This is a genomic window from Agrobacterium sp. 16-172Ci (assembly GCF_053522725.1).
Map to the genome: position 1 here is coordinate 132157 of NZ_JBNWBW010000008.1, position 26327 is coordinate 158483.

Below are 26327 nucleotides of genomic sequence, written 5' to 3' on the forward strand. Positions count from 1 at the left end.
CCTACCTGAAGGCTAGCAACAGCGGGCAAGACGATGCCCCTGAACCGACGAAGGATGAGCGCCATGAGCACGACAGGCACCAACCGTTTTCTGGATGAATTTGCCAAGCTGATGACCGATGCGGCCGGCGCGGCGCAGGGTGTGCGCAAGGAAGCCGAAGCCGCTTTTCACGCCCAGGCGGATCGCTGGCTGAACAGTCTGGACGTCGTCCGGCGCGAGGAATTCGATGCCGTTCGCGAAATGGCCATTCAGGCGCGTGATGAAAACGACGCGCTGCGCGCGCGTATCGAGGCTCTGGAAGCGAAGCTTTCCGCCGCCAAGGACTGATTTTTTAACGCTTTTTTCGATGGGTCCCGGATCGCTTGCGATTCCGGGACTTTTTGTTTTCGGCCCATTCCGCCCGAAATGACTCCCGGTTGTTAAAAACATCCCTCCTGCGCGAATTTTTTGGGGCCTGTGGACACTTCCAAAAAACGCAATCGGCAGAGTCGCTTATGTATCTCGCCTGAGGTGATGGGGGAGGAGATATCCACTGTTCAAAAAGCAAAAATGGCGGGGAAGGGGTGGCAGCAGGACTCGGCCATTATACACTGATTTTAAATGATGATTCGAAAAGACCTGGTAAGCTCCAGACAGGGTGAATGCGTAATTCTGGTGGTGTCGGGCAATCGTCTCAAATGTTTATCCCGGTTTGTATGTGCGTTTTGTGCCCGGCGTTCAAAACAGGACATTCCTACCGGCTGAGAAGGTGCCGCATGAGTCTGATAGAATTTGAAATTGAGCGTCAGTCCAATCCCGTGGACATGATCGAGATCGTCGCGGCCTCGAACGACTGGTCGTTCGAACGTTCGGGCGAAGACGAGATCGCCATGACCGTCGCCGGTCACTGGGCCGACTATCACGTTTCCTTTTCATGGATGGAAGAGTTCGAGGCGCTGCATCTTGCCTGCGCCTTCGACATCAAGGTGCCGGACCAGCGCGTCAACGAAGTCATTCGTCTGCTCTCCCAGGTCAACGGTCAGGTGCTGATGGGGCATTTCGATCTGTGGCGGCAGGAAGATGTGGTTATCTTCCGCCAGTCCCTGCTTCTGGCGGGCGGCGCCGAGCCGAACAACCAGCAGGTGGAAGTGCTGCTTTCCAGCGCGCTGGAGGCCTGCGAACAATATTATCAGGCATTCCAGTTCGTCGTCTGGTCGGGGCTGGATGCGAAAAGTGCAATCGAAGCGGTCATGTTCGAGACCGTCGGAGAAGCGTAAGATGGTATATAAGGCTTCCGGGCCGCTCGTCCTGGTGGGCGCCGGCAATATGGGCGGCGCTCTGCTTTCAGGCTGGCTGAAAAAGGGCGTGCCGGGATCGCAGGTCATCGTGATCGATCCGCGCCCTTCCGACGCGATGCGGACGACGATTGCGGAAGCCGGAGCCACCCATAGCGAAAGCGTGCCCGAGGGTGTGAAGGCCGGTATTCTTTTCGTGGCGGTGAAGCCGCAGATGATGGAAGCCGTACTGCCCTCACTGAAACCCCTGCTGGGCCCGAATACGGTCGTCGTTTCGATTGCCGCGGGCACCACCATCGGCACGTTCGTTTCGCATTTCGGCAAGGTTGCGGCCGTGCGGGCCATGCCCAACACACCGGCCATGGTCGGCCGTGGCGTCACGGGGGCCTATGCCAACGAGCTGTTGACGCCGGAGCTTAAAACGGTGGTGGACGGGCTGCTGAAAGTCAGCGGCCCGGTCGAATGGGTGGATGCCGAAAGCGATATCGACGCGGTAACCGCCGTTTCGGGAAGCGGCCCGGCCTATGTCTTCTATCTGGTGGAATGCATGGCCGAAGCCGGCCGCAAGGCCGGTCTGCCGGCGGATGTGGCCATGCGTCTGGCGCGCGAGACCGTGGCCGGCGCCGGTGAGCTGCTGCATCAATCCTCCGACGAAGCGGCGCGCCTGCGCCAGAATGTCACCTCGCCGGGCGGCACCACGGCTGCGGCGCTGTCCGTTTTGATGGCGGAAGACGGCATGCAGCCCCTGTTCGACAGGGCGGTCGCTGCCGCAAAAACCCGCGCTGAAGAGCTGGCGGGCTGAAGGGACGGGCGATGAGCGGTGAAATTTCCTATGCCGATTTCGAGAAGGTCGATATCCGCGTCGGCACCGTCATCGAAGCCGAGCCTTTTCCCGAGGCGCGCAAGCCTGCCTTCAAGGTGAAGATCGATTTCGGGCCGGAGATCGGCGTTAAGAAATCCTCGGCGCAGATCACGGTGCATTATACGCTGGAAAGCCTTGTCGGCCGGCAGGTTCTGGGCGTGGTGAATTTTCCGCCGCGCCAGATCGGCCCTTTCCGGTCCGAGGTTCTGACGCTCGGTTTTGCCGATGCCAATGGCGATATCGTGCTTGCCGCCGTTGAACGGCCAGTACCGAACGGCGAGAAAATGTGCTGATGGAACACGACGGCTCAGTGCCGGAGCGGGTCCGTGACACACTTTTCGATCCGGTGCTTTAAGCCGGAATTTTGACGATTACCCGCAATCCACCCATCGGGCTTTCATCGAGCGTCACATCGCCGCCGTGGCTGCGGGCGATATCGCGAACGATGGAAAGGCCAAGGCCGGTGCCCGAAGCATTGAGGTTGCGCGCCTCGTCCAGCCGGAAGAACGGCTTGAACACGTCCTCGCGTGAGTTCTCCGGAATGCCCGGCCCGTCATCGTCAAAGGTCATGATGATGGAACGCGGCGCCTTGCGGATATCGATGTGGAGATTGCCGGCGTAGCGCCGTGCATTTTCGGCCAGATTGGCGACGAGCCGGGACAGCGCGTTCGGCCGCGCGATGATCCGCTCGATATTATAAAGCTCGTAGCTGAATTTCTTGCCGTGCAGCTCGAAATCATGGCCGATTTTTTCGAGAAGGGCTGGAAGCTCCAGCGTGCCGACATCCTCTTCGACATCGGTACGGGCAAAGGTCAGATAGGCCTCCAGCATCGACTGCATGTCCTCGACATCCTTGTCGAGCCCCTCGAGGTCGGGATTGTCGCCTGCGAGCGCCAGTTGCAGCTTGAAGCGGGTGAGAATGGTGCGCAGGTCGTGGCTGACGCCGTTCAGCATGGCGGTGCGCTGCTCCATCTGCCGCTCGATACGCTCGCGCATCAGGATGAAGGCGAGGCCGGCGCGCCGCACCTCATCCGCACCGCGTGGGGAATAGCCGCTGATCTTCTGGCCCTTGCCGAAGTTTTCCGCCGCCTTGGCGAGCGCTTCGATGGGTTTGATCTGCCCGCGCAGGAAGAGGATGGAGATGGCGATCAGCACCAGCGATGCCCCGACCATCCAGACAAGGAAGATATGGGTGTTGGAGGCATAGGCCGAACTGCGGCGGGTGAAGACGCGCAGGGTCTTGTCTTCGAGCTGGATGCGGATTTCCACCAACGAGCCGTTGCCATAGGTATCGATCCAGAACGGCCTGCCGATCTGTTGTGTCAGCTGATCCGCGAGGATCCTGTCGAGGATCGAAAACAGCGGCTCCGGTCTCGGGGCCGGCAGGTCTGTCTTCGGTTCGATATAGACGCTGAGATCCAGCTTGTCGCGGGCGATGCGGATGACGCGCTGATAGTCGTCTTCCTCCGGGTCCGTCTGCAGCAGCTCGATGATCGCGGCGATATCGCGCGTTACGGCGGCGGAGAGGCGTTCCGTCACGAGCTGCCAGTGGCGTTCCATGAAGACGGCCGCGACCACGCCCTGAAGCAGGATCATCGGCAGGATGATGATGAGCAGCGAGCGTGTGTAGAGGCCGGTGGGCAGCCAGTGGCGCAGCCATCTGCCCGACATGCGCCACGCTTTGGCCGCGCCGCTGTTTCTGACCGTGCTGAGAAAATCGAGGCTCGCCATGGCCGTGCGTTCGCCCTTCGTTGGGTGCTCGTCAGTCCACGCTCAGGCGGTAACCGATGCCGCGCACCGTTTGCAGATAGACAGGATTGGCAGGGTCGTCCTCGATCTTGCGGCGAAGACGGTTGATCTGCACGTCGATGGTTCTTTCGCCCACTTCCGATTCCGCTTCCACCAGCTCGTGGCGGGGAATGGTATCGCCGGCGCGCAGCGCAAAAAGCAGCATGATCTCCTGCTCGCGATCCGTCAGGCGGATCGTTTCGGGGCCGCGCCGCAATTCCTTTTTGGGGATGGAGAAGCTGTAGGGGCCGAACATGATCTGTTCGATCTTCGGCGTATCGGGCGAGGTATTGCGCCGCAGGATATTGTTGATGCGAAGGACGAGCTCGCGCGGGTCGAAAGGTTTGGCGAGATAATCGTCCGCTCCCGCTTCCAGCCCGGCGATGCGCGAATCCGCTTCCGACCGGGCGGTCAGAAGGATGACCGGCACGGATTTGTCCTCGTTCAGCGAGCGGGTCAGCGAAAGTCCGTTTTCACCCGGCATCATCACGTCGAGGATGAGCAGATCGAAACGGATGCCCACCATTTTGCGCCGTGCTTCGGCCGCATCGGCCGCCACGGAGATGCGATAGCCCTTGTCGCCCAGAAAGCGCTGCAGGAGATCGCGGATGCGGGCATCGTCGTCGACGATCAGGAGATGGGCCGCATCGTCATCCGCCGGTGGACGTTTTGTCGGTGCTGTCGCCATCGTCACTCGTCCTCCACGGTTGTCGTCGTCGTCGGGCTGCGCATCTGCGCCAGGAATTTGCGCACGCAGGCGCGGGCGTCCGGCCCGAGACCTTCCAGCGCGCGGTCGATGCGGCGCGACTGCGGCTCGCTCAGCGCCAGCGCCAGTTCGCGACCCGTGAGCGTGGGGTAAAGCCTGCGCTGGCGGCGGTCTTCCGGGCCTGCCATCTGGCGGATGTAACCGTCGTCGATCAATTGCTTCAGCACACGGGCAAGGCTCTGCTTTGTAATCTGCAGCGTATCAAGCAGATCCGCCACCGTCATGCCCGGCTGCCGGCTGACGAAATAGACCACCCGGTGATGCGCCCGCCCATATTCCAGTTTCGACAGAATGACATCGGGATCGGAGACGAAATCGCGATAGGCGAAAAACAGCGCCTCGATCGTGTCGAAGTCGATCTTGCCGTCGTCAACCTTCGGGAGTGCCGGTGTCTGCCTGGCGGCTGCGGTTTTGAGCGATTGCGGTGGCACTGCGGTTCCTTCATATTCTGCGGCTGTCTGATCATAGGCTGACAGGCGTCGATGCGCCAATATTCTGTAAACATAGCCGAAAATGCGTCCGCTCGGGAGAATGCCGCGATCATTTTCTGTTGCGGTGGATAATATGGCGCGGGTGCGGGTGCAACTGGAATCCTGAGTGACCTTTACCGGAAATAGAAAAGAGCGCGGAAACTCCGCGCTCTTCATCCGTCTCTTGATGTCCGCCGTGCGTTTACTGATAGACGTAAACGATCCGTCGCGTCGAAGGTTCGACCAGAACCGGCACGTCGTTCACCCGGACATAACGATATTGATAGTCCGGAATTTCGACGAGACGCGTATCCGACGGCAACACACTACCGACGGCTATGTCGCCGTCATAGGTGACGGTGTCTGCGGGATGTTCGTCAATGTAGGTGATCACCGATTGCGGCGGATCGACCTCACCGACGCGGCCGAGGTTCGGATCGCCGGGATTGGGCTCTGCCTGCACGCTCGAGGTCGTTTCGTAGGTCACGACCGGCACGCTGAGTTCCGAGCGGCGCTGTTCGAGAATGACCGGAGAGCCCTCATACATGACATTCAGATAATCGGCGTGGGCCCAGCCGCGCAGACCGTTGACTTCGATCCGGCACCAGCTGCTGCCTTCCATGCAGCCATCCAGAACCGCATTGCTGCCGCGGGTGGCCAGTCCCACTTCGGGATAGTCTTCACCCGGGCCTGAGCGAACGGAGATATCCGATGCGGTGGTGGCGACCATGGCGGCGTTCGCGAAACCGGCCATCAAGGCGAAGGCGCCGCCAGCCATGAGCATTTTAAGCGTCTTGTCCATGTGTCTCACTCCTTTCAAGACTGGAGCTACAACGTCGCAACCATCGGGGCGTTCCACATTTTTTGCCGGCAATTCCCGCCATCAGCCTAGGATTTATTGCTATCTCACTGTTTCCAATTATATTTTAGACTGCTTCAGTTGCTGAAAGCCGGCGTTTTTTCCGCCGCCATTGTGCCGCACCCGGTCGCGGGCTATAGGAGGCTGGAGCTTTCAGACAGGAGATACAGGATATGGGAAAATTGCAGGCGGGCATTATTCCGGTCACGCCATTCGAGCAGAATTGCACCATCCTGTTCGATCAGGACACAAAGGAAGGCGTCGTCGTCGATCCCGGTGGGGATGTTGACGTCATTCTCCAGGTCGTGTCTGAAAACGGCATCACGCTGAAGGAAATCTGGCTGACGCACGGGCATCTCGATCATGCCGGCGGTGCCGATGAACTGCGTGAAAAGCTGTCGCTGCCGGTCATCGGGCCGCATGAGGACGACCGGCCTCTGCTGGAGAGGATCGAGGTGCAGGCGGAGAAATACGGCATCAGCGGTCTGAAGAATGTGGTGCCTGATACATGGTTGAAGGAAGGCGATAAGGTCTCATTTGGAGACCACGTCTTCGAGGTCTATCATTGCCCAGGTCATGCGCCCGGCCACGTCATATATTACAACCGCGACCAGAACTTCGCCCATGTCGGCGACGTGCTGTTTTCGGGATCGGTGGGGCGCACGGACCTGCCGGGCGGAAACCACGAGCAATTGATGGCGTCCATCCGCGACAAGCTTTTGCCGCTGGGTGACGATGTCGGTTTCATCTGCGGCCATGGTCCGGGTGGACGGCTGGGCGAGGAACGGCTCACCAACCCTTATCTCAAGGGGCTCTGAGCGCCGGCCCATTAGAGTTTTTACGCATTCCCAGACGGAAAACCGGATTCCACTTTTCTTGGAAATGCTCTAAGGCCTGCGGGACCGCACAAAAAAACCCGGCATTCCTGCCGGGCTTCAACTAGAAAAGAAAGCCGTTTTAGGGTCAGCCAGCAATCTGCAGATTGACTGCCTTCGGCCCCTTGCCGCGACGATCCGGTTCCGTGTCGAAGCTCACTTTCTGATTTTCTGAAAGTCCGGACAGGCCAGAAGCCTGTACGGCAGAGATGTGAACAAAGATATCAGCGCCACCATTGTCTGGCTTGATGAAGCCGAAGCCTTTGTCTGTATTGAAGAATTTTACGGTGCCAGTTTCGGCCATGCATCAGGTCCTTTTCGCTCTGCCCGCGTTCAGCTACAGGCAGCATTACAGTTTTGCCCCGCGTGGGCGTTGGCAGGCAGTTTTTGACTATTGAGAAAATGGACCTTCGCAGCGGGAAGTAATGGCGTTCTCATCCAACGTTTTTCGTCCCACCGCCCGAGGTTTATAGCGTCCCCAGTGCGCAAAATTATAGGCCTTCCCATGCTCGCAAATTGCCCGAACCGCGGTAGAGTGATGCGTTTATCGAAAATTGGCAAGCAAAAGTTTTCACGGGCTTTTTGTCAGATAAAAAACCTGCGGTAGAATAAGATTGCGCAATCGCATATTTTTTCCGCAGAAGCGACAATTGATGAAATAATTGCCGTTTACCGCACGATTTCACGGCAAAATTTGAATGCCCTATCTGGATTTACGGCGGAACGAGAAAAATAAGTTCTTTTTGCGTCAGGCCGCTCCAGCCATGGATTTTTGCCGTTTGCGCGTCAATTCCGGCACCAGTTCCACGATCAGGATCGCGACGAATATGATCAGGCAGCCGATATAGCCGGCGCTTGAAATGGTTTCCTTCAGGAACACCGAAGCCAGCAAAGCGCCGAAAAGCGCTTCCGAGGACAGGAATATCGCGGCCTGCGGGGCGGTGGTGTAACGCTGGCCGATGACCTGCAAAACGAAGGCGAGGCCGGAGGAGACGAGGCCGACATAGAGGATTTCCGCCAGCGACGCCTCGATGGAGGCCATGCTGATCGGTTCGAACACGACGCCGATCATGCAACTAAGAAGGGAGCAAACGGCGAACTGGGTGCAGGAAAGCGCCAGCGGCCTTCCGCTTTCGGAGACGAAGCGCCCGGCAAGCGTGATCTGGATCGCCCAGAAGAAGGCGCAGATGATGCTGAGAATATCGCCGGTGGTCAGCGCCTCGAATGCGCCTCCGGAGAGCAGGAATATGCCGCCCAGCATCATCAGCGCGCATGGCCAGACGATCCAGTGGGGATGACGGCGGTAAAGCACGACGGCGATCACCGGTACGAAGATGACGTAGAGCCCGGTCAGGAAGCTGGAATTGGTGACGGTCGTGGTCAGGAGCCCGACCTGCTGGGTGGTGGCGCCGCCGAACAGGGCCAGACCCACGAGGATGAAGCTGCCGATTTCGCGCCGGCGCGGCGGCGATTTCAGCGACCGTGTTTCCATGAACGCGAAGGGCAGCACGGCGATGGCGGCAATGGCGAAACGCAGGCCGACGAACCAGAATGGGCCAATAGACGCCATGGCGGAGGATTGCGCGACGAAGCCGCCTCCCCAGATTGCTGCGGCGAGCAGAAGCAGCATATTGGCCTGAATACGCGTCATTGTTGGCACCAGCACGGCAGGGCCGGAAGATCATTCAGTCGCGGCCGTGGCAATTCGGGGATTTTTGAAATATCGATCCGCGATGCGGATGACTGTTTCCGGGTGCTTTAGCAGCAAGCTGCCGATGCCGCAAGTCGAGGGGAGGGCCGCTTATTTGTAGCGGCGGGCCTCGTCCTTCAGGCTGCGCCGGGTGAGCGTCAGGCCGCCAATGCCGAGGCCAATGAAGGCCGCGGCCGAAAGGACGATGAGCAGGATGTGGGGACTCGCTTTCGTCGTCGCTGCCACCTGCGGAATGGCGGAAGTATGCAGGGTATCGACCGCCTGGGCAGCCGCATTGGCCGAGGTTGCGATGCCGGCGGCCATGGTGACGATGACAAGAAACGCCGCAACGGCCATCCAGAGGGAAAACAGCGTTCTCTGCGCCCTTAACCTTTCAACGGAAGTCCGATCGTTGGTAAACATGGCTGTCGCCTCTTGTCCCTGTTCTTAAAGGATAAAAGAGGCTTCGAAATGGACGGCTTGGAGACCGAATTCTGGCGTTCCGCGGCATTTATTGCGGCAATATTGTGGCAAAGCCGGTTAGGAGAGCCGTTTGGGCGGATTTGGCGTCAGAGGCCGCGTTTTCCGAAGGTCCGGGTCTGGCGCAGCGGGTGCGGATCGGCGGGGCGTTCTTCCCGGAAAAATGCCGGTGGCGCAGGGCCTCTTTCCGTCCTTGAGGGGGCGAAATATTCACTGCCGAGTTCCGGGAAACGTGTGTCGAAACTGGTCGGGGCAAGTTCTGGCTTTGCCAGCACGTAGCCCTGCATCAAGAAGACGCCGAGTTCTTCGCACAGATCGACCTGCCATGCAGCTTCCAGTCCTTCGAAGACCGGCTCTATGCCATCGGCGCGAAACTGGCTGACGATGACGCGCAGAAGGGCAGCGCCCGCCGAATTCTGCATGAAATCGCGCACCCAGCCGGCTTCGAATTTCACATAGTCCGGCTTGATGAGCTTCACCCGGTCGATGTCGGAATCGCCCGCGCCATAATCATCGAGCGCCACGCGAAAGCCGATATCATGCATGTGGTACGCGAAGTCGGCGACCATCTGCGTATCGGAGGCTTTTTTCTCGGATATTTCGCAGACGATGCGATCCGCCGTCATGCCGGCTTCGTGGGCGGCAAGACGCATGCGCTCCACTTCCTGGCGCATCTTGGCCGGAGTCTGGAACAGCCCCGGATGGAAATTGACGAAGATGCGGGCGCGGGACCGGTTGAGCCGGCCGGTGTTGAGAATGTGGATCGTGCGCAGGATGCTGTCGATATTTTCGATATCTTCCGGCGCGACCAGCGAGAAGAATTCGCCCGGCGTCACCGGCTCGCCATTGCGATGGGGACGCACCAGACCCTCAAAGGAATCGATGTCGAGAATACCGCTCGCCGTGCGGCGGAAAATGGGCTGCAGGGCCGATTTCAGGTTGAAGGTGCTATAGGCCGTGGACCATGTGCCATCGACCTCGCGGACAAGACTGGAAAAGATGCTTTTGAGCGCCATTTTTCAACCAGCTATAGAGACACGACCTCTAGGCTCGCGAATGTAGCGTATCAAGCGTTACTTCCGGGTTAAGGAAGGTTTAAATTCTGCGATGCAGCACATAAGCCGGCTTTTGACCTTGAAAGAAGGCCTGTCTTTCGACATAGAAAATGCCGCAGATGACAAGTTTTCCAACCTCTGCCGATGTCAACCCCAATAGGACCGATTAAAAATGGCCTTCCTTGCCGACATTCTCTCCCGCGTAAAGCCATCCGCCACTATCGCCGTTACCCAGAAAGCCCGTGAGCTGAAAGCGAAGGGCCGCGATGTGATCAGCCTTGGCGCCGGCGAGCCGGATTTCGATACGCCCGAAAATATCAAGGAAGCGGCCATCGACGCCATCAAGCGCGGCGAAACGAAATACACGCCGGTTTCGGGTATTCCGGAACTGCGCAAGGCGATTGCCGACAAGTTCAAGCGTGAAAACGGGCTGGACTACAAGCCGGAGCAGACGATTGTCGGCACGGGCGGCAAGCAGATCCTCTTCAACGCCTTCATGGCCACGCTGAACCCGGGCGATGAAGTCATCATTCCGGCGCCCTACTGGGTCAGCTATCCGGAAATGGTGGCGATCTGCGGCGGCACGCCGGTTTTCGTCGACGCCACGCTGGAAGACAATTTCAAGCTGAAGCCGGAAGCGCTGGAAAAGGCGATCACGCCGAAGACCAAGTGGTTCGTGTTCAACTCGCCGTCCAACCCGTCGGGCGCCGCCTATTCGCACGACGAGCTGAAGGCGCTGACCGATGTGCTGGTCAAGCATCCGCATGTCTGGGTGCTGACGGACGACATGTATGAGCACCTGACCTATGGCGATTTCAAATTCGTCACGCCGGTCGAAGTGGAGCCTTCGCTCTATGACCGCACGCTGACGATGAACGGCGTCTCCAAGGCCTATGCCATGACCGGCTGGCGTATCGGTTACGCTGCCGGCCCGCTGCCGCTGATCAAGGCCATGGACATGATCCAGGGCCAGCAGACCTCGGGCGCAAGCTCGATTGCGCAATGGGCCGCTGTCGAAGCCTTGAACGGCACGCAGGATTTCATTCCGGCCAACAAGAAAATCTTCGAAGGCCGTCGTGACCTCGTCGTCTCCATGCTCAACCAGGCGAAGGGCATCAGCTGCCCGGCTCCGGAAGGCGCATTCTACGTTTATCCGTCCTGCGCCGGCCTGATCGGCAAGACCGCTCCCTCGGGCAAGGTCATCGAGACGGATACGGATTTCGTTTCCGAGCTTCTCGAAGCCGAAGGCGTCGCCGTCGTGCAGGGATCGGCTTTCGGCCTCGGCCCGAACTTCCGCATTTCCTACGCCACGTCGGAAGCGCTGCTGGAAGAGGCCTGCAAGCGCATCCAGCGCTTCTGCGCCGATTGCCGCTGATCGGTTGTGATCTCAAATGAAGAAGCCCGGCAGCGATGCCGGGCTTTTTTCGTTTTGGTCAAAGCCCCAGAAACAGCAGCATGATGAAGGTGGCGAAGAGAATGAAATGCGTCATTCCTTCAATCGCGTTGGTCTCGCCGTCATTGAGATTGATGGCGGCGGCGATGAGGGTGATGAAGACCATGACGGTCTGAACCGGCGTCATCGCCATGATGAAGGGCTGGCCGGTATAGAGTGCAATGCCCTCCATGACGGGCACGGTGAGGATGACCGTCGACAGCGATGCGCCCATGGCGATATTGACCACCGCCTGCATGCGGTTTCGCAAGGCGGACCGAAGCGCGGTGAGGATTTCCGGCGATGCCGAGATCGTCGCCACCACCACCGCCATCAGCGCTGGCGGCGCGCTGGTGCCCTCGAGGCTTTCGCTTAAGAAGGCCGACATGAATTCCGCCAGCACGCCGATCAGCACCACGCCGGCGATGATGAGGCCGATGGAGAGCGGTACGCTGCCTTCGTCCTCCTCTTCCGCATGGCCGTCCGATGCCTGTCCGGCCGGATGCGCCTTGCGGGGATAGGCATAGCTGAAGAAATAGCTGTGCGGGCCGACCTGCATTTTGAGGAACAGGGCGTAAAGCGCGATCATCGCGACGATGGTGAAGGCGGAGTAGACATGCCAGCTTTCATTGGGGATGAATTCCGGCACGATCATCGAAATACCCATGGCGGTGAGGATCATCACGCCATAGGTCTTGCCGGAATCGTCGTTATAGGGCTGCTCGCCGTGGCGAAGACCGCCGAGCAGCGCCGCGAGACCGAGAATGCCGTTGATGTCGATCATCACGGCGGAATAGATCGTATCGCGCACCAGAGTGGGCGAACTGGATTCGCTCATGATGATGGCGAGGATCAGCACTTCCACCGCGACGGCCGACAGCGTCAGGATCATGGTGCCGTAAGGGTCGCCGACCTTGGTGGCGAGGATTTCGGCGTGATGGGCAACCCGCATCGAGACCAGGACGATGAGTCCGATCAGCGCGACCGCGGCGATGAGCGCCGCCGTTTTTCCGGCTTCGAATATTGCATGTTCGGCCAGATAGGCGACGATTGCCGCCGGTATTGCCAGCAGCAGCATGCGCTCCTGTTTCAGAATAGAACCCGCCATCGATTTCCCTTCCCCCTGATCGGCTCAGGCTGTGACGTATCGTCCCCCAGATCAAGCAGGATTTGCGCTTGAATGCTTTTGGTAGGATAGTGGTGTTGCAGGACATGCTGCTCATGCCGCGGTGTCCCATCGGGTGCAATGCTTGAAACGCGGTTGTGGTTGCCATGTCGCCTACCGAAGCAGGAGGACCATGCATGACCAAAGTGGTATATGAAATTGTCGAACATGACGGAGGCTTTGCCTACCGCATGAACGGCGCTTATTCCGAAACATTCCCTTCTTATGCGGATGCCGTCGAGGCTGCGCGCATCGTTGCCGCCGAACAGCAGGTGGGGGGCGATGACGAGGAAATCAGCTATCAGGATGAGAGCGGCCACTGGCATGAAGAATACAGCCAGGGCGGCGACCGGCCGGAAGCCGAGGTGGTCGACAAGACGACGCAGCAGGCCAGACCGTTTTGATCAGCGATCCGTGGATTTCCAGCAAAGCCGGGATCACTTTGCCGGGAGTTGTTCGGCATTAGCGCCGTTTCGGCGGTGCGCTCGGATCGGTTTCTTTAAGATGCCCCTTGAGGCCTTCGACGAGGGCGCTGAACACGGCACGACATCGCGGCGAGGTCTTGAGATTTTCATGCATCGCGACCCAGGTGTGGAGCGGGATGTCGATTTTCGGAAGAACCTGAACGAGCCGGGGGTCCTTGCGCGCCAGGCCGATCTGACAGACGCCGATGCCTGCGCTGGCGCGGATCATGGCAAGCTGGGCGAGATTGCTGTCGGCGCGGATTTCAAAGGAAATTTCCTCAATATCGGGTATGTCCGGATCGAGCGAGCGCATGCGCTGGATGGCCGCCCGGATGAAAGGCGTCTTGCGGTCGAAGCCGACCATCCGGTGATGGTTCAGATCTTCCATGCTCTTCGGGGTGCCGGCTCTTGCCAGATAGTCGCGCGTTGCATGAAATCCCAGACGGAAATTGCCGATATAACGCATGACGATCGCATCCTGCTGCGGTTCGGTCATGCGAATGGCGATATCCGCCTCGCGCCTTAAAAGGTCTTCCAGCGTATCGGAAAGCGAAAGCTCGATTTCAAGCCGCGGGTGAACCTCCTGCATGGCCGTGATGATCGGCGGCAGCATTTCCACGCCGATGATATCACTTGCGCTGATGCGCACCGTGCCTTCGATCTTACCGACTTCGCCGGAGGCCGCGCGCATGAGGGCGGCGGTCGTCGCCGCGAGATTTTCCGCATAGGGGCGGAGCGCAAGGGCTGCTTCCGTCGGCATCAGCCCGTGCGGCGAGCGGATGAACAGCGGAAAGCCGACGGCCTCTTCCAGCGCGCCGATATGACGTCCCGCCGTCGGCTGGGTGATGCCAAGCTCGCGGGCGGCGGCGGAAAGCGAACCGTCGCTCAGCACGCTGAGGAAGGTGCGATAGAAATCCCAGCTGATGTCGCGGTTTCTCGTCATAAGATTTTGTATAGCTGCTCCACTCATTTCGATAATTTCGTATATCGCGGAACGGGACGATACTCCAGCCCACAACAAGGAGTACGGCGATGATATATGAAAACAACGCAAATACAGCGCAGAATGGACGGCCTCTGGCCCTGATTTTGGGGGTGAATGGCGGTGTCGGCAGTCAGGTCTCCAGAATGCTGCAGCAACGGGGATGGCGGGTGAGGGCGATGACGCGCCAGGGGACGTCAACGGGCGCCACGGACGGCGTCGAACGGGTGGCCGGGGACGCCATGAACCGGCAGGATGTGATGGATGCGGCAAAAGGCGTGAGCCTCATCGTCCATGCGGTCAATCCTCCCGGATATCGCAACTGGGAAAGCCAGGTACTGCCGATGCTCGACAATAGCATCGCCGCTGCCGAGGCCAGCGGGGCGAGGATCGTCTTTCCGGGCAGCGTCTATAATTTCGGCCCGGACGCCTTTCCGCTTCTGACGGAAGACAGCCCGCAAAAGCCGTTCACCCGCAAGGGCGCATTACGTGTGGAGATGGAGCGTCGGCTGAAAATGGCGTCGATGCGTGGCGTGCCGGTGCTGATCGTCCGCGCCGGGGATTTCTTTGGGCCGGACGCGAGAAACAACTGGTTTTCGCAGATGCTGGTGAAACCCGGAAAGCCGGTCCGGAGTGTCCGGAATCCCGCCGCGCCCCATGCCGGGCATCAATGGGCCTATCTGCCGGATGTCGCCGAGACCATTGGCCGGCTGCTGGACCGCGCAGACGAGCTTCCGGCTTTCGCCGTCTATCACATGGAAGGTTTCTGGGATTTCGACGGGCTGCAACTGGTTGAAGCCATCGAGCGGGTTGTCGGGCATCCGGTCAGGAGGCGGCAGCTGTCCTGGTCGGGCATCAAATTGGCCGCTCCCTTCGTTCTCCTGTTCCGCGAAGTGCTGGAAATGCAATATCTCTGGCAGATGCCGATCCGGATGAGCAATCGCAGGCTGACGGATTTCCTCGGAACGGAACCCAGGACACCGATCGACATTGCGGTAGCGACGACACTGGCGAGCCTCGGCTGCCTTGAGCAGAGGCCGCAGCCGTCGAGCCTTCCTCGTCCGGCCGATGCCGGGGGCAGGGTGTGATGGCCACGATTGCTAATGGGATGTCGGCCCGGCGTCGCGTGTTTGCCGTGATTTCGGCAAGCGTGCCGGTGCTGATCTTCGCGCAGGTGCTGCTGGCCGGGCTGTCGATCTATTACGATGGATCGCTGCTTTCGCTGCACAAGGGGCTCGGCTTTCTGATTGCCGTTCCGATTTTGTCGCTGGCGGTTCTCGCTTCTCTATATGACGATCTGCGGCCGAACCTTGCCCGCACGCTGGTCCTGCTTGGTCTTTACTGTCTTCAGGTGGCCCTGATGAGCATCGGCCGGGAAACGGGCAATGGCTTCCTGCAGGCGTTGCATGTGCCCAACGCCTTCGTCATGGGCGCGTTTTCCGATTTTGCCGCGCGGCAGGCGCGAAGCCTGCGCTGAAAGAAAACGCCGCACTGCTTTCGGGCAGTGCGGCGTCTTTGCTTTATCCCTTATCAGGCAAGCGCCGGATAGTCGGTGTAACCTTCGGCTCCGCCGCCATAGAAGGTCGGCTGGTTCGGCTCGTTGAGCGGCGCGTCATTTTTCAGGCGGCGCACCAGATCCGGATTGGCGATGAAGGCCTTGCCGAAGGCCACGGCATCCACCTTGCCGCTTTCGACGGCCTCGATGGCGCTCTCACGGTCGTAGCCATTATTGGCGATCCACAGACCCTTGCCGCCGGCATTGCGATAAGCGGCCTTGAAGGCGGCATAATCGAAAGGCTTGTCGCCCTGCTTGAAATCGCGCGGGCCGCCGGTTGCACCTTCAACGACATGGATAAAGGCGAGATTGCGCTTGCCGAGCTGTTCCACCACGTAATTATAAAGCGGCTGCGGATCGGCTTCGAAAATGTCGTTGGCGGGCGTGACGGGCGAGAGGCGGATACCGGTACGGCCTGCGCCGATCTCTTCCGCCACGGCATCGACAACTTCGAGCAGGAAGCGGGCGCGGTTTTCAATCGAGCCGCCATAATCATCCGTGCGCTGGTTGGTGCTGGATTTCAGGAACTGCTCGATCAGGTAGCCATTGGCGGCATGGATTTCGACACCGTCGAAACCGGCTTCCAGTGCTGCGCGCGCGCCGCTGCGGTAATCCTCGAGAATGAGGCCGATATCGTCGATGGTGAGCGCGCGGGGCTCGGAGGTTTCGGCAAAGGCGCCGGTGCCGTCATCATTGATGATATAGGTCTTCGACTTGGCCGGAATGGCGGAAGGCGCGACCGGCTGGCCGCCATGTGGCTGCAGCGAGGTGTGGGAAATGCGGCCCACATGCCAGATCTGCGCGACGATCTTGCCACCGGCAGAATGCACGCTATCCGTCACCTGTTTCCAGCCCGCGATTGCTTCCCGCTTGTAGAGGCCGGGAACGTCAGCGTAACCCTGACCCTGCTGGGAAATCGGCGTGCCTTCCGTGACGATCAGCCCGGCCGTGGCGCGCTGCTCGTAATAGGTGGCGTTGAGGTTGTTGGGAATGGCGCCCGGCGAACGGTTGCGGGTGAGGGGGGCCATGACGATACGGTTGGCGAGTGCGATATCGCCGGCCTGTGCCGGTTCGAAAAGACTGGTCATGCGACTTCACTTTCTGGTCGGTTGGCGAAATTGCGCGGGGGACGCGCTGTCTTTCTGTCTGGGTGCCGGAATGAAAACCGCCTTGCGGTTTCCGGTCCGACACCCCGAGGCTCAAAGCTTGGGAGGCTCAGAGATTGGCTTGCAGATAATTGCGGAAGGCGTCGATGGTTTCTTCGTTGCGTTCGAAAAACACCCATTGCCCGACCTTTTTCGACCTTATCAGGCCGGCTGCCTGCAACACCGCCAGATGCGACGAGACGGTGGATTGCGACAGGCCGCTGATCTGAAACTGGTTGGCGCATACACCCATGCTGAGGGGATGCTCCTGACAGAAGTGACTTTCCGGAGACTTCAGCCATTCCAGGAATTTCAGCCTTGCGGGGTGCGAAAGGGCTTTGAGGATTTCCTCCGGGTTCATCGGTGCTTCTTCAATATCTGGCATGTCCGATATTTATATCGGTCATCATCGATATACAAGTCACGTCTCTGTGAGGATCGTCTGTGAGGATCAAGGGGGCGGGCAGGCATTTCCAAAAAAGAAGGCCGCTGGATATCTCCGCGGCCTGATAAGTTTGAAGGTCAAAACCTCCAGAGGGGAACAGCTGTCGCGTGCCTTGAGCGAGCGTGACAGCTGACTAAAATATGGGTGTGGGAATAATGCAAAACAAGGTTGCATCATGCGATATTTCGCCAATTCGGAGAAAATTCTTGCGGGTAAAAAAAGAGGGCCGCCGGATGGATCCAGGGCCCTTTAAGTGTGAAGGTCAAAAACCTCCAGAGGGGAACAGCTGATGCGGTGGAACTGGGAGGAAAAGCCACCGTGTGCATCAGCTGAGAGCGATATGGTGCTTTTTTGTGCACGAAACAACTCTTTTTTGTGCAGGTCAGGCATGCGCACCACGCAGCCCTCGATATTTCCGGTATATTTTATGTGCAATGCTCCTGCGCGGCGCAGGTGCGCCGCTCAGGTATCGTGTCAGATAAGCTATTGAAATTTAATAGCTATAACCGAGTGTCGATTATTTTAACGTCAGAAGTTCCAGTTCCGCGCCTTTGCCACGATGAAGTCGCGGAAGGCTTTCAGCTTTGCAGCGTTTTTCATCTCATCCGGATAGCAGAAATAGGTATCGAAGGACGGAATATCGGCGGCGAGCGATAGCTGGATAAGGCCCGGATCGCGGCCGACGATATAATCCGGCAGGCAGGCAATACCGATTCCCAGCAGGCAGGCGCGCTTGATCGAGGTCTGGCTGTTGATCTGTAGGTGTGGTGTACGCGTGTTGTCGGATGAGCGTCCGGCGTTCTCCAGCCAGTTGACGTCCAGCAGATAGTTGGGCGCCGGTTCGCCGAAGGAGATGATGCGGTGATTGTCGAGATCCTCGATCGACTGCGGCTCACCATGGCGGTTGATATAGGACGGCGCGGCGTAGACGTGCATGTGCACCGTGAACAGCTTGCGCTGAATGAGGTCCGACTGCTGCGGCTGGCGCAGGCGGATGGCGCAATCGGCGTGACGCATGTTCACGTCCAGCTCCTCATTGTCGAGGATGAGCTGGATCGACATTTCCGGATAGAGCTGCAAAAATTCCTGCACCTTGTCCGTCAGCCAGCCCTGGCCGAGGCCGACGGTCGTCGTCACGCGCAGCTTGCCGCTCGGCTTCTCCGTCGTTTCGGTGAGCTGCATCTTCACCGTTTCGAGCTTCAGAAGCACGTCATGGGCGGTGCGGTACAGCAACTCGCCCTGTTCGGTGAGGATGAGACCGCGGGCGTGGCGATGGAACAGCTTGACGCCGACATCCTGCTCCAGCGCGCTGACCTGACGGCTGATGGCCGACTGGGACAAATGCAGCTTGTCGGCAGCATGGGTGAAAGACCCTGCTTCGGCTGCGGCATGAAAAATGCGCAGTTTATCCCAGTCCAATGGCATTGCCATGCCTATCCTGCCTTTCGGTTATTCGGCTGCGACCGCAAGCGGCTGCTGTGCGGTGAGGTACCGTTCTGCTTCAAGGGCGGCCATACAGCCCATACCGGCGGCGGTGATAGCCTGGCGGTAAATGTCGTCGGTGACGTCGCCGGCGGCGAAAATACCTTCCACGTCGGTTGCCGTGGAATCGGGAGCGGTCCACATGTAACCATTGTCCTTGAGCTTCACCTTGCCCTTGAACAGTTCGACTGCCGGCGCGTGGCCGATGGCGACGAAGACGCCGTCGATCGGCGTGTCGCTGATGACCCCGGTCTTGGTATCACGCAGCCGCACACCCGAGACGGAGGGCGGCATCGGCGGCTTTGCGGGAGCGCCGGTGATTTCGGCAATTTCCGTGTTCCACAGGATCTTGACGTTTTCCTTGGCGAACAGCCGTTCCTGCAGGATTTTTTCCGAGCGGAAGCTGTCGCGGCGGTGCACGACGGTCACGGATTTGGCGATATGGGCGAGATAGAGCGCTTCCTCCACGGCGGAGTTACCGCCGCCGACCACGATCACGTCCTTATTGCGATAGAAGAAACCATCGCATGTGGCGCAGGCGGAGACGCCGAAGCCCTGGAAGTGCTGTTCGCTCTCGATACCCAGCCACTTGGCCTTGGCACCGGTGGCGATGATCAGCGTGTCGGCGGTCCAGACCTGACCGGAATCGGTCTTGACCACGAAAGGCCGCACGTTGGTCTCAACTTCGGTGACGAGGTCGCTGACGATTTCCGCGCCCACATGCGTCGCCTGCTTCAGCATCTGGTCCATCAGCCACGGACCCTGGATCGGATCGGCAAAGCCCGGATAGTTCTCGACATCGGTGGTGATCATCAACTGGCCGCCCTGTTCCATGCCGGCAATCAGCACGGGTTTCAGCATGGCGCGGGCCGCATAGATCGCCGCGGTATAACCGGCGGGACCGGAGCCGATGATCAATACCTTCGTGTGGCGGGCAGACATGGAAACGTTCCTTTCAATAGCGGGGCCTCTCGGTAGCAGTGCCCTTCGACACCAGAACCCTCCGGCCGCAAGACGGCGGACAGGCCGCAACCCCTTCGTTGCCCGGTATTTAAGGTTGTCTAGTGTCTTTATTCAAGGGCAGCCTTGCGTTACCAACAAGGCAGTTGTGGATGCGCGCGCAATTTTGTGACCGGGCGGTGGCATAATGTTGCGAATCCTGCGCCGAATAGTACAAGGAAGTTCTCCAGCTTAACGAGGTACTTCTCCGTGACCAGCGTCGAACTCGATGCCATCGATCTGAAAATCCTGCGCGAATTGCAGCGCGACGGGCGCATGACCAATGTGGAGCTGGCCGAAAGGGTCGGAATTTCTGCGCCGCCATGCCTCAGACGCGTCCGCAAGCTGGAAGAAGCCGGTGTGATCGAGGGTTATCACGCCATGTTGAACGCGCCGAAGCTCGGTTTCGACCTCGTCGCCTTCTGCATGATCGGTCTCAAGCGCCAGTCGGACAGCAATCTGAAGGCCTTTGCGGCGGCAACCGCCGGCTGGTCGCTGGTGCGGCAGGCGTGGATGGTGTCGGGCGAAAGCGACTTCCTGCTGCATTGCGTCGCCAGAAACCTGACGGAATTTCAGGATTTCGTCATCGAGGTTCTGACGGCGGACGAAAATGTCGATACCGTGCGCACCATGCTCACCATCCGTCAGGTCAAGCGCGTCGGTCTGGTGGAAATCTGATCGGCCGGCTTTTTGTCGGCTTCGGGGGGCATTACCCCCGCCGCAACGCCTCATAGACTTCGCCGAGACTTGTCGCTTCTTTTTCCAGCGGAAACGTGCTGCGCACATGCGCAAGTCCGGCACTTGCGTGGGCTTTGGCCAGAGCAGGATCGGCGAGATAGGTCTTTATCGCGTCTCTCAGCGAGGCATAGTCACCCGCATCGACAACCGCCCCGGTCTCGCCCTTGACGATCATTTCCTCGTAGGCGCCGGCATTGCTGGCGACAACGGCCGTCTGCGAGGCCATGGCTTCGAGCGGGGTCAGGCCGAAACCTTCATTGCGGGACGGGGCGACATAGAGCGTCAGCCGCCGGTACCAGGGCTTGATGTCGTCAACCTCGCCCTGAAATACGATGCGGTCGGCAAGGCCGGCTGCGGCGACATCGGCCTTGAGCGCATCACCGAAAGCCTTGTGTTCCGCCGTCACACGGCCGGACACCACGGCTGTCCAGTCCGGATAGGCGGGTAGAAGCTCGATCATGGCGCGCACGAAGAGATCGGTGCCCTTCTGGTGGCGCACTCGCCCGAAACAGCCGATCAGATATTGGCCCGGCAGGCCGGTTGCCGCGATTGTATCTTCGGGACCGGTGCCGGGGTGGAACAGCTCGGTATCGACGCCATGCATGACGACGCGGTGGGGCACTTCCAGAAACGAGCCGGAGCGGGCGTTGGTCGCAACCACGGCATCCATCTTCGAAATCAGAAAACGGGTATAGGCGGAATGCCGCCTCTGTGCCGCGGAGGTAAAGAGCAGCTTCACCTTCATGCGCAGAACGTCACGCATGACAATGCCGGGCAACATTTCCAGATTGCGGCGCGCATGCCAGACGCGCGGGCCGCCGAAGGGGCCGTTTTGCCAAAGTTGCCACAGATCGCGGAAGCGCGAATGCGGCAGATGCGGCGGCAGGCCGGGGCCGATGGTGGCCACCTTCTGTCCCAGCCGGTTCTGCACCGGAATGAGCTGAACGATGGTGGAGGTGACGCCGGAAAGCCTGCGCTTGAAGTTAGGCGCGAGTACCTGCACATCTTTCAGACTGACGTGGGACAAGATGGGCTTCCGTCTTTGCGGCTGAGGATTTATTCGTCAGGAAATGATGCGCCCGCTCGGGGCGCATCACATCGGGGCAATCAGCCCCACTGAACCGCTAGGATCTCGTAACCCTTGGCGCCGCCAGGCGCGTTGACTTCGATGCTGTCGCCGACTTCCTTGCCGATGAGCGCGCGGGCGATGGGCGAGGAAATGGAGATGCGGCCCGCCTTCACATCGGCTTCCTGATCGCCGACGATCTGATAGGTCTTTTCCTCGTCGCTATCCTCATCCACCAGCTTGACGGTGGCGCCGAACTTGATCTTCGAGCCCGACATCTTGGAGAGATCGATGACTTCCGCACGTGCGGTCAGGTCTTCGAGTTCGGTGATGCGGCCTTCATTGTGGCTCTGTGCTTCCTTGGCAGCATGGTACTCGGCGTTTTCCGAAAGGTCGCCATGGGCGCGCGCTTCCGCAATCGCCTCGATGATACGGGGGCGTTCCTCCTGCTGGCGCCAGCGCAGCTCCTCCTGCAGCTTGACGAATCCACCCTGAGTCATCGGTACTTTTTCTACCATTTTTTTATCCTTCGCATTCCGGTCGCTTTACTTGCAGACACAAAAAGAAACAGGTTCCGGAGGGGAACTCCGGAACCATGCCAAAATCATAACTGAGCCGACTATATCAGAAGACGACAGCGAAATGCCAGCAAATTTGAGGCGTACATATTTTCTCACGTAATCAATGCGTTACCTTATGTCATTGACATTTGTCTGTGGAACATATAGTGAACATACCCATGAAGAAGTCCATCAGGCAACGGCTGGCCATTCTCTCCGACGCGGCGAAATACGATGCTTCCTGCGCATCCAGCGGCACGACAAAACGCAACTCCGCAGCATCGGGCGGTCTGGGCTCCACGGAAGGGTCGGGCATCTGCCATGCCTATGCGCCGGACGGGCGATGCATTTCGCTTTTGAAAATCCTGCTCACCAATTTCTGTATCTATGATTGCGCCTATTGCATCAACCGCTCCTCCAGCAATGTCGAGCGGGCACGGTTCACGCCGGAAGAGGTGGTTTGGCTGACGCTGGAGTTTTACAGGCGCAACTATATCGAGGGGCTGTTCCTGTCCTCCGGCATCATCCGCTCTTCCGATCATACGATGGAGGAGATGGTGCGCGTGGCGCGGGAGTTGCGGGTTACCCATGGTTTTCGTGGGTATATTCACCTGAAATCCATTCCCGAAGCATCGCCCAGGCTCATTGAGGAGGCAGGGCTTTATGCGGATCGGCTCTCGATCAATATCGAATTGCCGACCGATAGCGGCATTGGCCGTTTCGCGCCGGAAAAGCAGCCCGTCAATATTCGCCGCTCCATGGCCGATATCCGCCTGAAGATCGAAGAGGCCGGAGAGCCTACCGTCCGGACACGCAAGACCAGGCGCTTTGCACCGGCCGGGCAGAGCACGCAGATGATCGTGGGAGCGGATGGCGCTGACGATAGCACCATTCTCTCCACCAGCGCCCGGCTTTATGGCAGCTACGGTTTGCGGCGCGTCTATTATTCGGCCTTTAGCCCCATTCCCGATTCGTCGAAAAGCCTGCCGCTCATCAAGCCGCCGCTGATGCGGGAGCACCGGCTTTATCAGGCCGACTGGCTGTATCGCTTTTATGGCTTCGATATCAGCGAGATAACGGCGATCGGGGGTGACGGCATGCTCGATCTCGATATCGACCCGAAACTCGCCTGGGCGCTGAAACATCGCGACCGTTTCCCGGTGGACGTCAATGCGGCGGATCGGGAAATGCTGCTGCGTGTGCCCGGTTTCGGCACCAAGACGGTTGCTTCCATCCTCTCGTCGCGGCGGTTCCGGCGGCTGCGGCTGGAGGATATCGCCCGTTTTGGTGTTTCCCTGAAAAAGGTGAAGGCTTTCATCGTCGCCGAGGGCTGGACGCCGGGCAAGCTGACCGAGCGGCCGGATTTGCGGGCGATGTTTGCGCCGCAGCCCGAACAATTGTCGTTGTTGTGATGTATGGCCCGGTTCTCGAAGGGCGGGGCGATTTCGGCGAGTGGCGCGATGCCGCGCGTGCGGCCCTTGCCGCCGATATTCCGCCGGAGACGATTGACTGGCGGTTGCGGGACGACGGGGCAGGGCTGCTGGATTTCGCCGGTGAGCCTTTGCCGACCGTCGATGCCGGCAATGGGCAGGTTTCCGTTTCGGCCTCGTTCCTGGCGCTGGCGCAGGCCGTCATCTGCCATGGCGATCCCGGCCGGTTTGCGTTGCTTTACCGATTATTGTGGCGGCTGAAGCGGGATCGCGCCCTGTTGCAGTTCAAGTCCGATCCGGATGTTGCAGAGGCCCGCTTGCTCGAGAAATCGGTGCGCCGGGATTGTCACAAGATGACGGCCTTCGTCCGTTTCAAGGAATTGCCCTGGCCGCAGGGGCAGGGCGGGCGACGGCGGTTCGTGGCCTGGTTCGAGCCGGATCATTTCATCGTCGAGCGGACGGCAGCGTTTTTCCAGCGACGGTTTACCGATATGGACTGGCTGATCGCCACGCCGAAAGGGTCCGCCCGATGGGACGGAAGCGAGCTGCAAACCTCACGGGAGGCGGCGGCGAAGCCTGATCTGAAGGACGAGACGGATGAACTCTGGCGGACCTATTATGCCAATATATTCAATCCGGCGCGCCTCAAGATCAAAGCCATGACGGCGGAGATGCCGAAGAAATACTGGAAGAACCTGCCGGAAGCCGATCTCATTCCCGGTCTCGTTCTCGGTGCCGAGGCGCGGGTGCTGGAGATGGCCGCCAGGGCGGCAAGCCAGCCGCAGCCCTTTCACCATCGCCTGCAGGCTGCGGCCGCTGCCCGGGAGACGACGCAACCCGTGCCGGAGGGCACGCTCGCGTCGCTGGCGCGGGAGGCTGCCCACTGTACCCGCTGTCCCCTGCATTGCAGCGCCACGCAAACGGTTTTCGGTTCGGGGCCGGAGGATGCGGAAATCATGATCGTTGGCGAACAGCCCGGCGATCACGAGGATCTCGCCGGCAAGCCTTTTGTCGGTCCGGCCGGCCAGCTTTTCGACCGGACTCTTGCCGATGCCGGTATCGAGCGCAAAAAGCTTTATGTCACCAATGCCGTCAAACACTTCAAATATGAAACGCGCGGCAAACGGCGCATCCATCAGCGGCCGAATGCGGGCGAAGTGGAGCAATGCCGCTGGTGGCTCAATCAGGAAATCGCGCTTATTCGGCCGAAGCTGATCGTTGCCATGGGCGCAACGGCGCTTTATGCGCTGACCGGCGGTAAGGAAAAGCTCTCGGAGATTCGGAGCCGTCCTCTGCCGATGGAGGAAGGCCGAACGCTTTTTGTCACCATGCATCCGTCCTACCTCCTGCGCCTTGCCGATGCGCAGGTGAAAGAGGCGGAAACCATGCGGTTCAAGAAGGATATAAGTTTTATTAGAACATTCGAATAAATTTCCATTTGCGCGCTGGAGATTTATTCAATATTTGAGCCATAACTTGCAGTAGTATCATTTACTGATTATTTATCTGTTATTTTTATTGAAACTTTATACTTAATACTATAATTAAGTCCTCCGAATTTATTTACCGTATGGACAAATCATGTTGGGTGAACTCGACCTTGCGACAGTCATACTGATGCAGAAGTGTTCTTATATCGTTGGGCTTTTGAGTTTTATCTATCTGAAAATGACCAATCGCGGCTTGCGCGGTCCCATCCCCCTTGCGGCGGGTTTCGCCTCGATGACGATTGGTTCCACGCTTGCTGGTTATGGCGAATGGGGAATATTGTCGCCGGCCCTGTGGCGGCTCGGCAGTGTCGCTTTCGGTATTGTGGGTTACGCGCTGATCTGGCTCGGCTTGAAGGCGTTGAGCGATGGGCGTTCCGTCGACCGACGGACCGTATCCATTGTCTGCGTCATCTCCGTGCTGGCGATGGTTGTCGCCCAGCAGGTGGCGGAAAATAATGCGTATCGCGCGGCGCTCTTCAATGGCTGCGCATCGCTTGCCTATCTCGCCGGGGCATCGGTGCTTTTGGCCAGATGGCGCAGGGAGCCGCTGCTGTCTCGCCTGGCGCTGGGTGGCATCACCGGCGTCTCCGGTCTCATTTCGCTATCGGTGGTGAAAAGCGTGCTTTTGCCCGATTATGCCACTATCAATCTGGTCAATGCGTTTTTCTTGATCATCATGCTGAACTTCGCCATTGCCCTGTTCGTGATGATGTTCGTGGCCGAGCGGTCGGAGCGAAAACTGCTTGTTCTTGCGAATACCGACCCGCTGACGGGCGTCAAGAACCGGCGCTTCTTTTTCCAGACCATGCCTGCGACGCCCGATCCCACCGATGCGGCCATGTTGCTGGATATCGATCACTTCAAGTCGATCAACGACCGTTTCGGCCACGCCGTCGGCGATAGCGTGCTGCAGGAAGTGGCGAAGCGTATCGGCGGCAGCATCCGCAGCGGGGACGTGCTGGCGCGTTACGGCGGAGAGGAATTCATCATCTACCTGCCGGGCGCCGGCGTTCGCAAGGCCTGCATGATCGGCGAGCGCATTCGCGATGCGATTGCGGTAACCGAGGTCGATTGCGGCGGTTTGCGTGTCGGCGTCACAATCAGCATCGGCGTTGCCGCCACTGGCGAGATGCGCTGCGATCTCCAGACGCTCGCGGAAATGGCGGACCGCGCACTTTACCGCGCGAAGATGGAAGGGCGCAATTGCGTCCGGGAGGCGCAGGCGGCATAGGCGGGGCTGCGGGCCGTCGATCTT

Annotated in this window: 29 protein-coding genes; 13 read left to right on the forward strand and 16 right to left on the reverse strand. The window is 59.3% G+C overall.

Features of this window, described 5'->3' with window-relative positions; all coding sequences use genetic code 11:
* The first annotated feature begins 63 nt into the window (after positions 1 to 63).
* From ACQZ40_RS10655 to ACQZ40_RS10670, 4 genes are all read left to right on the forward strand, one after another.
* Entirely contained in the window at positions 64 to 327 is a 264-nt protein-coding gene (locus ACQZ40_RS10655; protein WP_003522871.1) for an accessory factor UbiK family protein, read from the forward strand.
* Between the two features lie 428 nt (positions 328 to 755).
* Entirely contained in the window at positions 756 to 1256 is a 501-nt protein-coding gene (locus ACQZ40_RS10660; protein ID WP_003522870.1) for a type III secretion system chaperone family protein, read from the forward strand.
* 1 nt (position 1257) lies between these two features.
* Positions 1258 to 2076 (forward strand): pyrroline-5-carboxylate reductase, encoded by an 819-nt coding sequence (proC, locus tag ACQZ40_RS10665; protein WP_078051799.1) that lies wholly within the window; start codon positions 1258 to 1260, stop codon positions 2074 to 2076.
* An 11-nt stretch (positions 2077 to 2087) separates the two neighbouring features.
* The gene (locus tag ACQZ40_RS10670) at positions 2088 to 2429 is read left to right on the forward strand and encodes a tRNA-binding protein (protein ID WP_448747915.1); all 342 of its coding nucleotides are present in this window, start codon (positions 2088 to 2090) and stop codon (positions 2427 to 2429) included.
* 58 nt (positions 2430 to 2487) lie between these two features.
* Here ACQZ40_RS10670 and ACQZ40_RS10675 read toward each other — a convergent pair whose 3' ends face one another.
* The 4 genes from ACQZ40_RS10675 to ACQZ40_RS10690 all read right to left on the reverse strand — a co-directional run bounded on the left by ACQZ40_RS10675 (position 2488) and on the right by ACQZ40_RS10690 (position 5962).
* Positions 2488 to 3867, reverse strand: a complete 1380-nt coding sequence (locus ACQZ40_RS10675) for an ATP-binding protein (RefSeq protein WP_059757454.1) — start codon at positions 3865 to 3867, stop codon at positions 2488 to 2490.
* 31 nt (positions 3868 to 3898) lie between these two features.
* The gene (locus tag ACQZ40_RS10680) at positions 3899 to 4612 is read right to left on the reverse strand and encodes a response regulator (protein ID WP_003522866.1); all 714 of its coding nucleotides are present in this window, start codon (positions 4610 to 4612) and stop codon (positions 3899 to 3901) included.
* A gap of 2 nt (positions 4613 to 4614) precedes the next feature.
* Positions 4615 to 5121 carry a MarR family winged helix-turn-helix transcriptional regulator gene (locus ACQZ40_RS10685; RefSeq protein WP_031234081.1) on the reverse strand — a complete coding sequence of 169 codons (507 nt, stop codon included), beginning with the start codon at positions 5119 to 5121 and terminating at the stop codon, positions 4615 to 4617.
* 241 nt (positions 5122 to 5362) lie between these two features.
* Positions 5363 to 5962: a DUF1236 domain-containing protein gene (locus ACQZ40_RS10690; RefSeq protein ID WP_065655730.1), complete on the reverse strand. Its 600-nt coding sequence runs from the start codon at positions 5960 to 5962 to the stop codon at positions 5363 to 5365.
* Between the two features lie 230 nt (positions 5963 to 6192).
* Between ACQZ40_RS10690 and ACQZ40_RS10695 the strand changes: the two genes are divergently transcribed.
* Entirely contained in the window at positions 6193 to 6837 is a 645-nt protein-coding gene (locus ACQZ40_RS10695) for an MBL fold metallo-hydrolase (RefSeq protein WP_125145551.1), read from the forward strand.
* A gap of 145 nt (positions 6838 to 6982) precedes the next feature.
* Here the strand turns inward: ACQZ40_RS10695 and ACQZ40_RS10700 are convergent, their stop codons facing one another.
* The 4 genes from ACQZ40_RS10700 to ACQZ40_RS10715 all read right to left on the reverse strand — a co-directional run bounded on the left by ACQZ40_RS10700 (position 6983) and on the right by ACQZ40_RS10715 (position 10080).
* Positions 6983 to 7198 carry a cold-shock protein gene (locus ACQZ40_RS10700; RefSeq protein WP_003494703.1) on the reverse strand — a complete coding sequence of 72 codons (216 nt, stop codon included), beginning with the start codon at positions 7196 to 7198 and terminating at the stop codon, positions 6983 to 6985.
* A gap of 444 nt (positions 7199 to 7642) precedes the next feature.
* Positions 7643 to 8545 (reverse strand): DMT family transporter, encoded by a 903-nt coding sequence (locus ACQZ40_RS10705; RefSeq protein ID WP_174039524.1) that lies wholly within the window; start codon positions 8543 to 8545, stop codon positions 7643 to 7645.
* A gap of 150 nt (positions 8546 to 8695) precedes the next feature.
* On the reverse strand, positions 8696 to 9007 hold the full coding sequence (locus tag ACQZ40_RS10710) for a hypothetical protein (protein WP_078051800.1): 312 nt from the start codon (positions 9005 to 9007) through the stop codon (positions 8696 to 8698).
* Positions 9008 to 9153: 146 nt separating this feature from the next.
* Positions 9154 to 10080 carry an EAL domain-containing protein gene (locus ACQZ40_RS10715; protein ID WP_078051801.1) on the reverse strand — a complete coding sequence of 309 codons (927 nt, stop codon included), beginning with the start codon at positions 10078 to 10080 and terminating at the stop codon, positions 9154 to 9156.
* Between the two features lie 211 nt (positions 10081 to 10291).
* On the opposite strand from ACQZ40_RS10715, the gene ACQZ40_RS10720 reads away from it, so the two are divergent.
* Positions 10292 to 11494 (forward strand): pyridoxal phosphate-dependent aminotransferase, encoded by a 1203-nt coding sequence (locus ACQZ40_RS10720; RefSeq protein WP_003522859.1) that lies wholly within the window; start codon positions 10292 to 10294, stop codon positions 11492 to 11494.
* Between the two features lie 58 nt (positions 11495 to 11552).
* Here the strand turns inward: ACQZ40_RS10720 and ACQZ40_RS10725 are convergent, their stop codons facing one another.
* Complete coding sequence (locus ACQZ40_RS10725) at positions 11553 to 12659, reverse strand: calcium:cation antiporter (protein ID WP_065655735.1); 1107 nt, start codon at positions 12657 to 12659, stop codon at positions 11553 to 11555.
* A 194-nt stretch (positions 12660 to 12853) separates the two neighbouring features.
* Between ACQZ40_RS10725 and ACQZ40_RS10730 the strand changes: the two genes are divergently transcribed.
* Entirely contained in the window at positions 12854 to 13120 is a 267-nt protein-coding gene (locus ACQZ40_RS10730) for a DUF2188 domain-containing protein (RefSeq protein ID WP_003522857.1), read from the forward strand.
* Between the two features lie 58 nt (positions 13121 to 13178).
* On the opposite strand, the gene ACQZ40_RS10735 is transcribed toward ACQZ40_RS10730, so the two are convergent.
* The gene (locus ACQZ40_RS10735; RefSeq protein ID WP_174044670.1) at positions 13179 to 14123 is read right to left on the reverse strand and encodes a LysR family transcriptional regulator; all 945 of its coding nucleotides are present in this window, start codon (positions 14121 to 14123) and stop codon (positions 13179 to 13181) included.
* A gap of 89 nt (positions 14124 to 14212) precedes the next feature.
* Here ACQZ40_RS10735 and ACQZ40_RS10740 point away from each other — a divergent pair, with 89 nt between their 5' ends.
* Positions 14213 to 15250 carry an NAD-dependent epimerase/dehydratase family protein gene (locus ACQZ40_RS10740; RefSeq protein ID WP_448747916.1) on the forward strand — a complete coding sequence of 346 codons (1038 nt, stop codon included), beginning with the start codon at positions 14213 to 14215 and terminating at the stop codon, positions 15248 to 15250.
* On the forward strand, positions 15250 to 15639 hold the full coding sequence (locus ACQZ40_RS10745; protein ID WP_448747917.1) for a DUF6220 domain-containing protein: 390 nt from the start codon (positions 15250 to 15252) through the stop codon (positions 15637 to 15639). The genes ACQZ40_RS10740 and ACQZ40_RS10745 overlap by 1 nt, the downstream gene beginning before the upstream one ends.
* Before the next feature lie 53 nt (positions 15640 to 15692).
* Here the strand turns inward: ACQZ40_RS10745 and ACQZ40_RS10750 are convergent, their stop codons facing one another.
* From ACQZ40_RS10750 to trxB, 4 genes are all read right to left on the reverse strand, one after another.
* Positions 15693 to 16805, reverse strand: coding sequence for an alkene reductase (locus ACQZ40_RS10750; RefSeq protein ID WP_065655738.1), 1113 nt, complete (start codon positions 16803 to 16805; stop codon positions 15693 to 15695).
* 127 nt (positions 16806 to 16932) lie between these two features.
* Complete coding sequence (locus ACQZ40_RS10755) at positions 16933 to 17223, reverse strand: ArsR/SmtB family transcription factor (protein WP_003522852.1); 291 nt, start codon at positions 17221 to 17223, stop codon at positions 16933 to 16935.
* A gap of 612 nt (positions 17224 to 17835) precedes the next feature.
* On the reverse strand, positions 17836 to 18732 hold the full coding sequence (locus ACQZ40_RS10760; protein ID WP_020011327.1) for a LysR family transcriptional regulator VtlR: 897 nt from the start codon (positions 18730 to 18732) through the stop codon (positions 17836 to 17838).
* 24 nt (positions 18733 to 18756) lie between these two features.
* Positions 18757 to 19731, reverse strand: coding sequence for a thioredoxin-disulfide reductase (trxB, locus tag ACQZ40_RS10765; protein ID WP_243015656.1), 975 nt, complete (start codon positions 19729 to 19731; stop codon positions 18757 to 18759).
* Positions 19732 to 19998: 267 nt separating this feature from the next.
* Between trxB and ACQZ40_RS10770 the strand changes: the two genes are divergently transcribed.
* Positions 19999 to 20466, forward strand: coding sequence for an Lrp/AsnC family transcriptional regulator (locus tag ACQZ40_RS10770; protein ID WP_020011325.1), 468 nt, complete (start codon positions 19999 to 20001; stop codon positions 20464 to 20466).
* A gap of 31 nt (positions 20467 to 20497) precedes the next feature.
* On the opposite strand, the gene ACQZ40_RS10775 is transcribed toward ACQZ40_RS10770, so the two are convergent.
* On the reverse strand, positions 20498 to 21553 hold the full coding sequence (locus ACQZ40_RS10775) for a glycosyltransferase family 4 protein (protein ID WP_448747918.1): 1056 nt from the start codon (positions 21551 to 21553) through the stop codon (positions 20498 to 20500).
* Between the two features lie 80 nt (positions 21554 to 21633).
* Positions 21634 to 22110: a transcription elongation factor GreA gene (gene greA / locus ACQZ40_RS10780; RefSeq protein WP_003522847.1), complete on the reverse strand. Its 477-nt coding sequence runs from the start codon at positions 22108 to 22110 to the stop codon at positions 21634 to 21636.
* Positions 22111 to 22331: 221 nt separating this feature from the next.
* On the opposite strand from greA, the gene ACQZ40_RS10785 reads away from it, so the two are divergent.
* The 3 genes from ACQZ40_RS10785 to ACQZ40_RS10795 all read left to right on the forward strand — a co-directional run bounded on the left by ACQZ40_RS10785 (position 22332) and on the right by ACQZ40_RS10795 (position 26303).
* Positions 22332 to 23564: a putative DNA modification/repair radical SAM protein gene (locus ACQZ40_RS10785; RefSeq protein WP_271045384.1), complete on the forward strand. Its 1233-nt coding sequence runs from the start codon at positions 22332 to 22334 to the stop codon at positions 23562 to 23564.
* Complete coding sequence (locus ACQZ40_RS10790; RefSeq protein ID WP_448747919.1) at positions 23564 to 25012, forward strand: UdgX family uracil-DNA binding protein; 1449 nt, start codon at positions 23564 to 23566, stop codon at positions 25010 to 25012. Before ACQZ40_RS10785 ends, ACQZ40_RS10790 begins: the two co-directional genes overlap by 1 nt.
* Before the next feature lie 151 nt (positions 25013 to 25163).
* On the forward strand, positions 25164 to 26303 hold the full coding sequence (locus ACQZ40_RS10795; protein WP_078051808.1) for a GGDEF domain-containing protein: 1140 nt from the start codon (positions 25164 to 25166) through the stop codon (positions 26301 to 26303).
* Positions 26304 to 26327 lie beyond the last annotated feature (24 nt).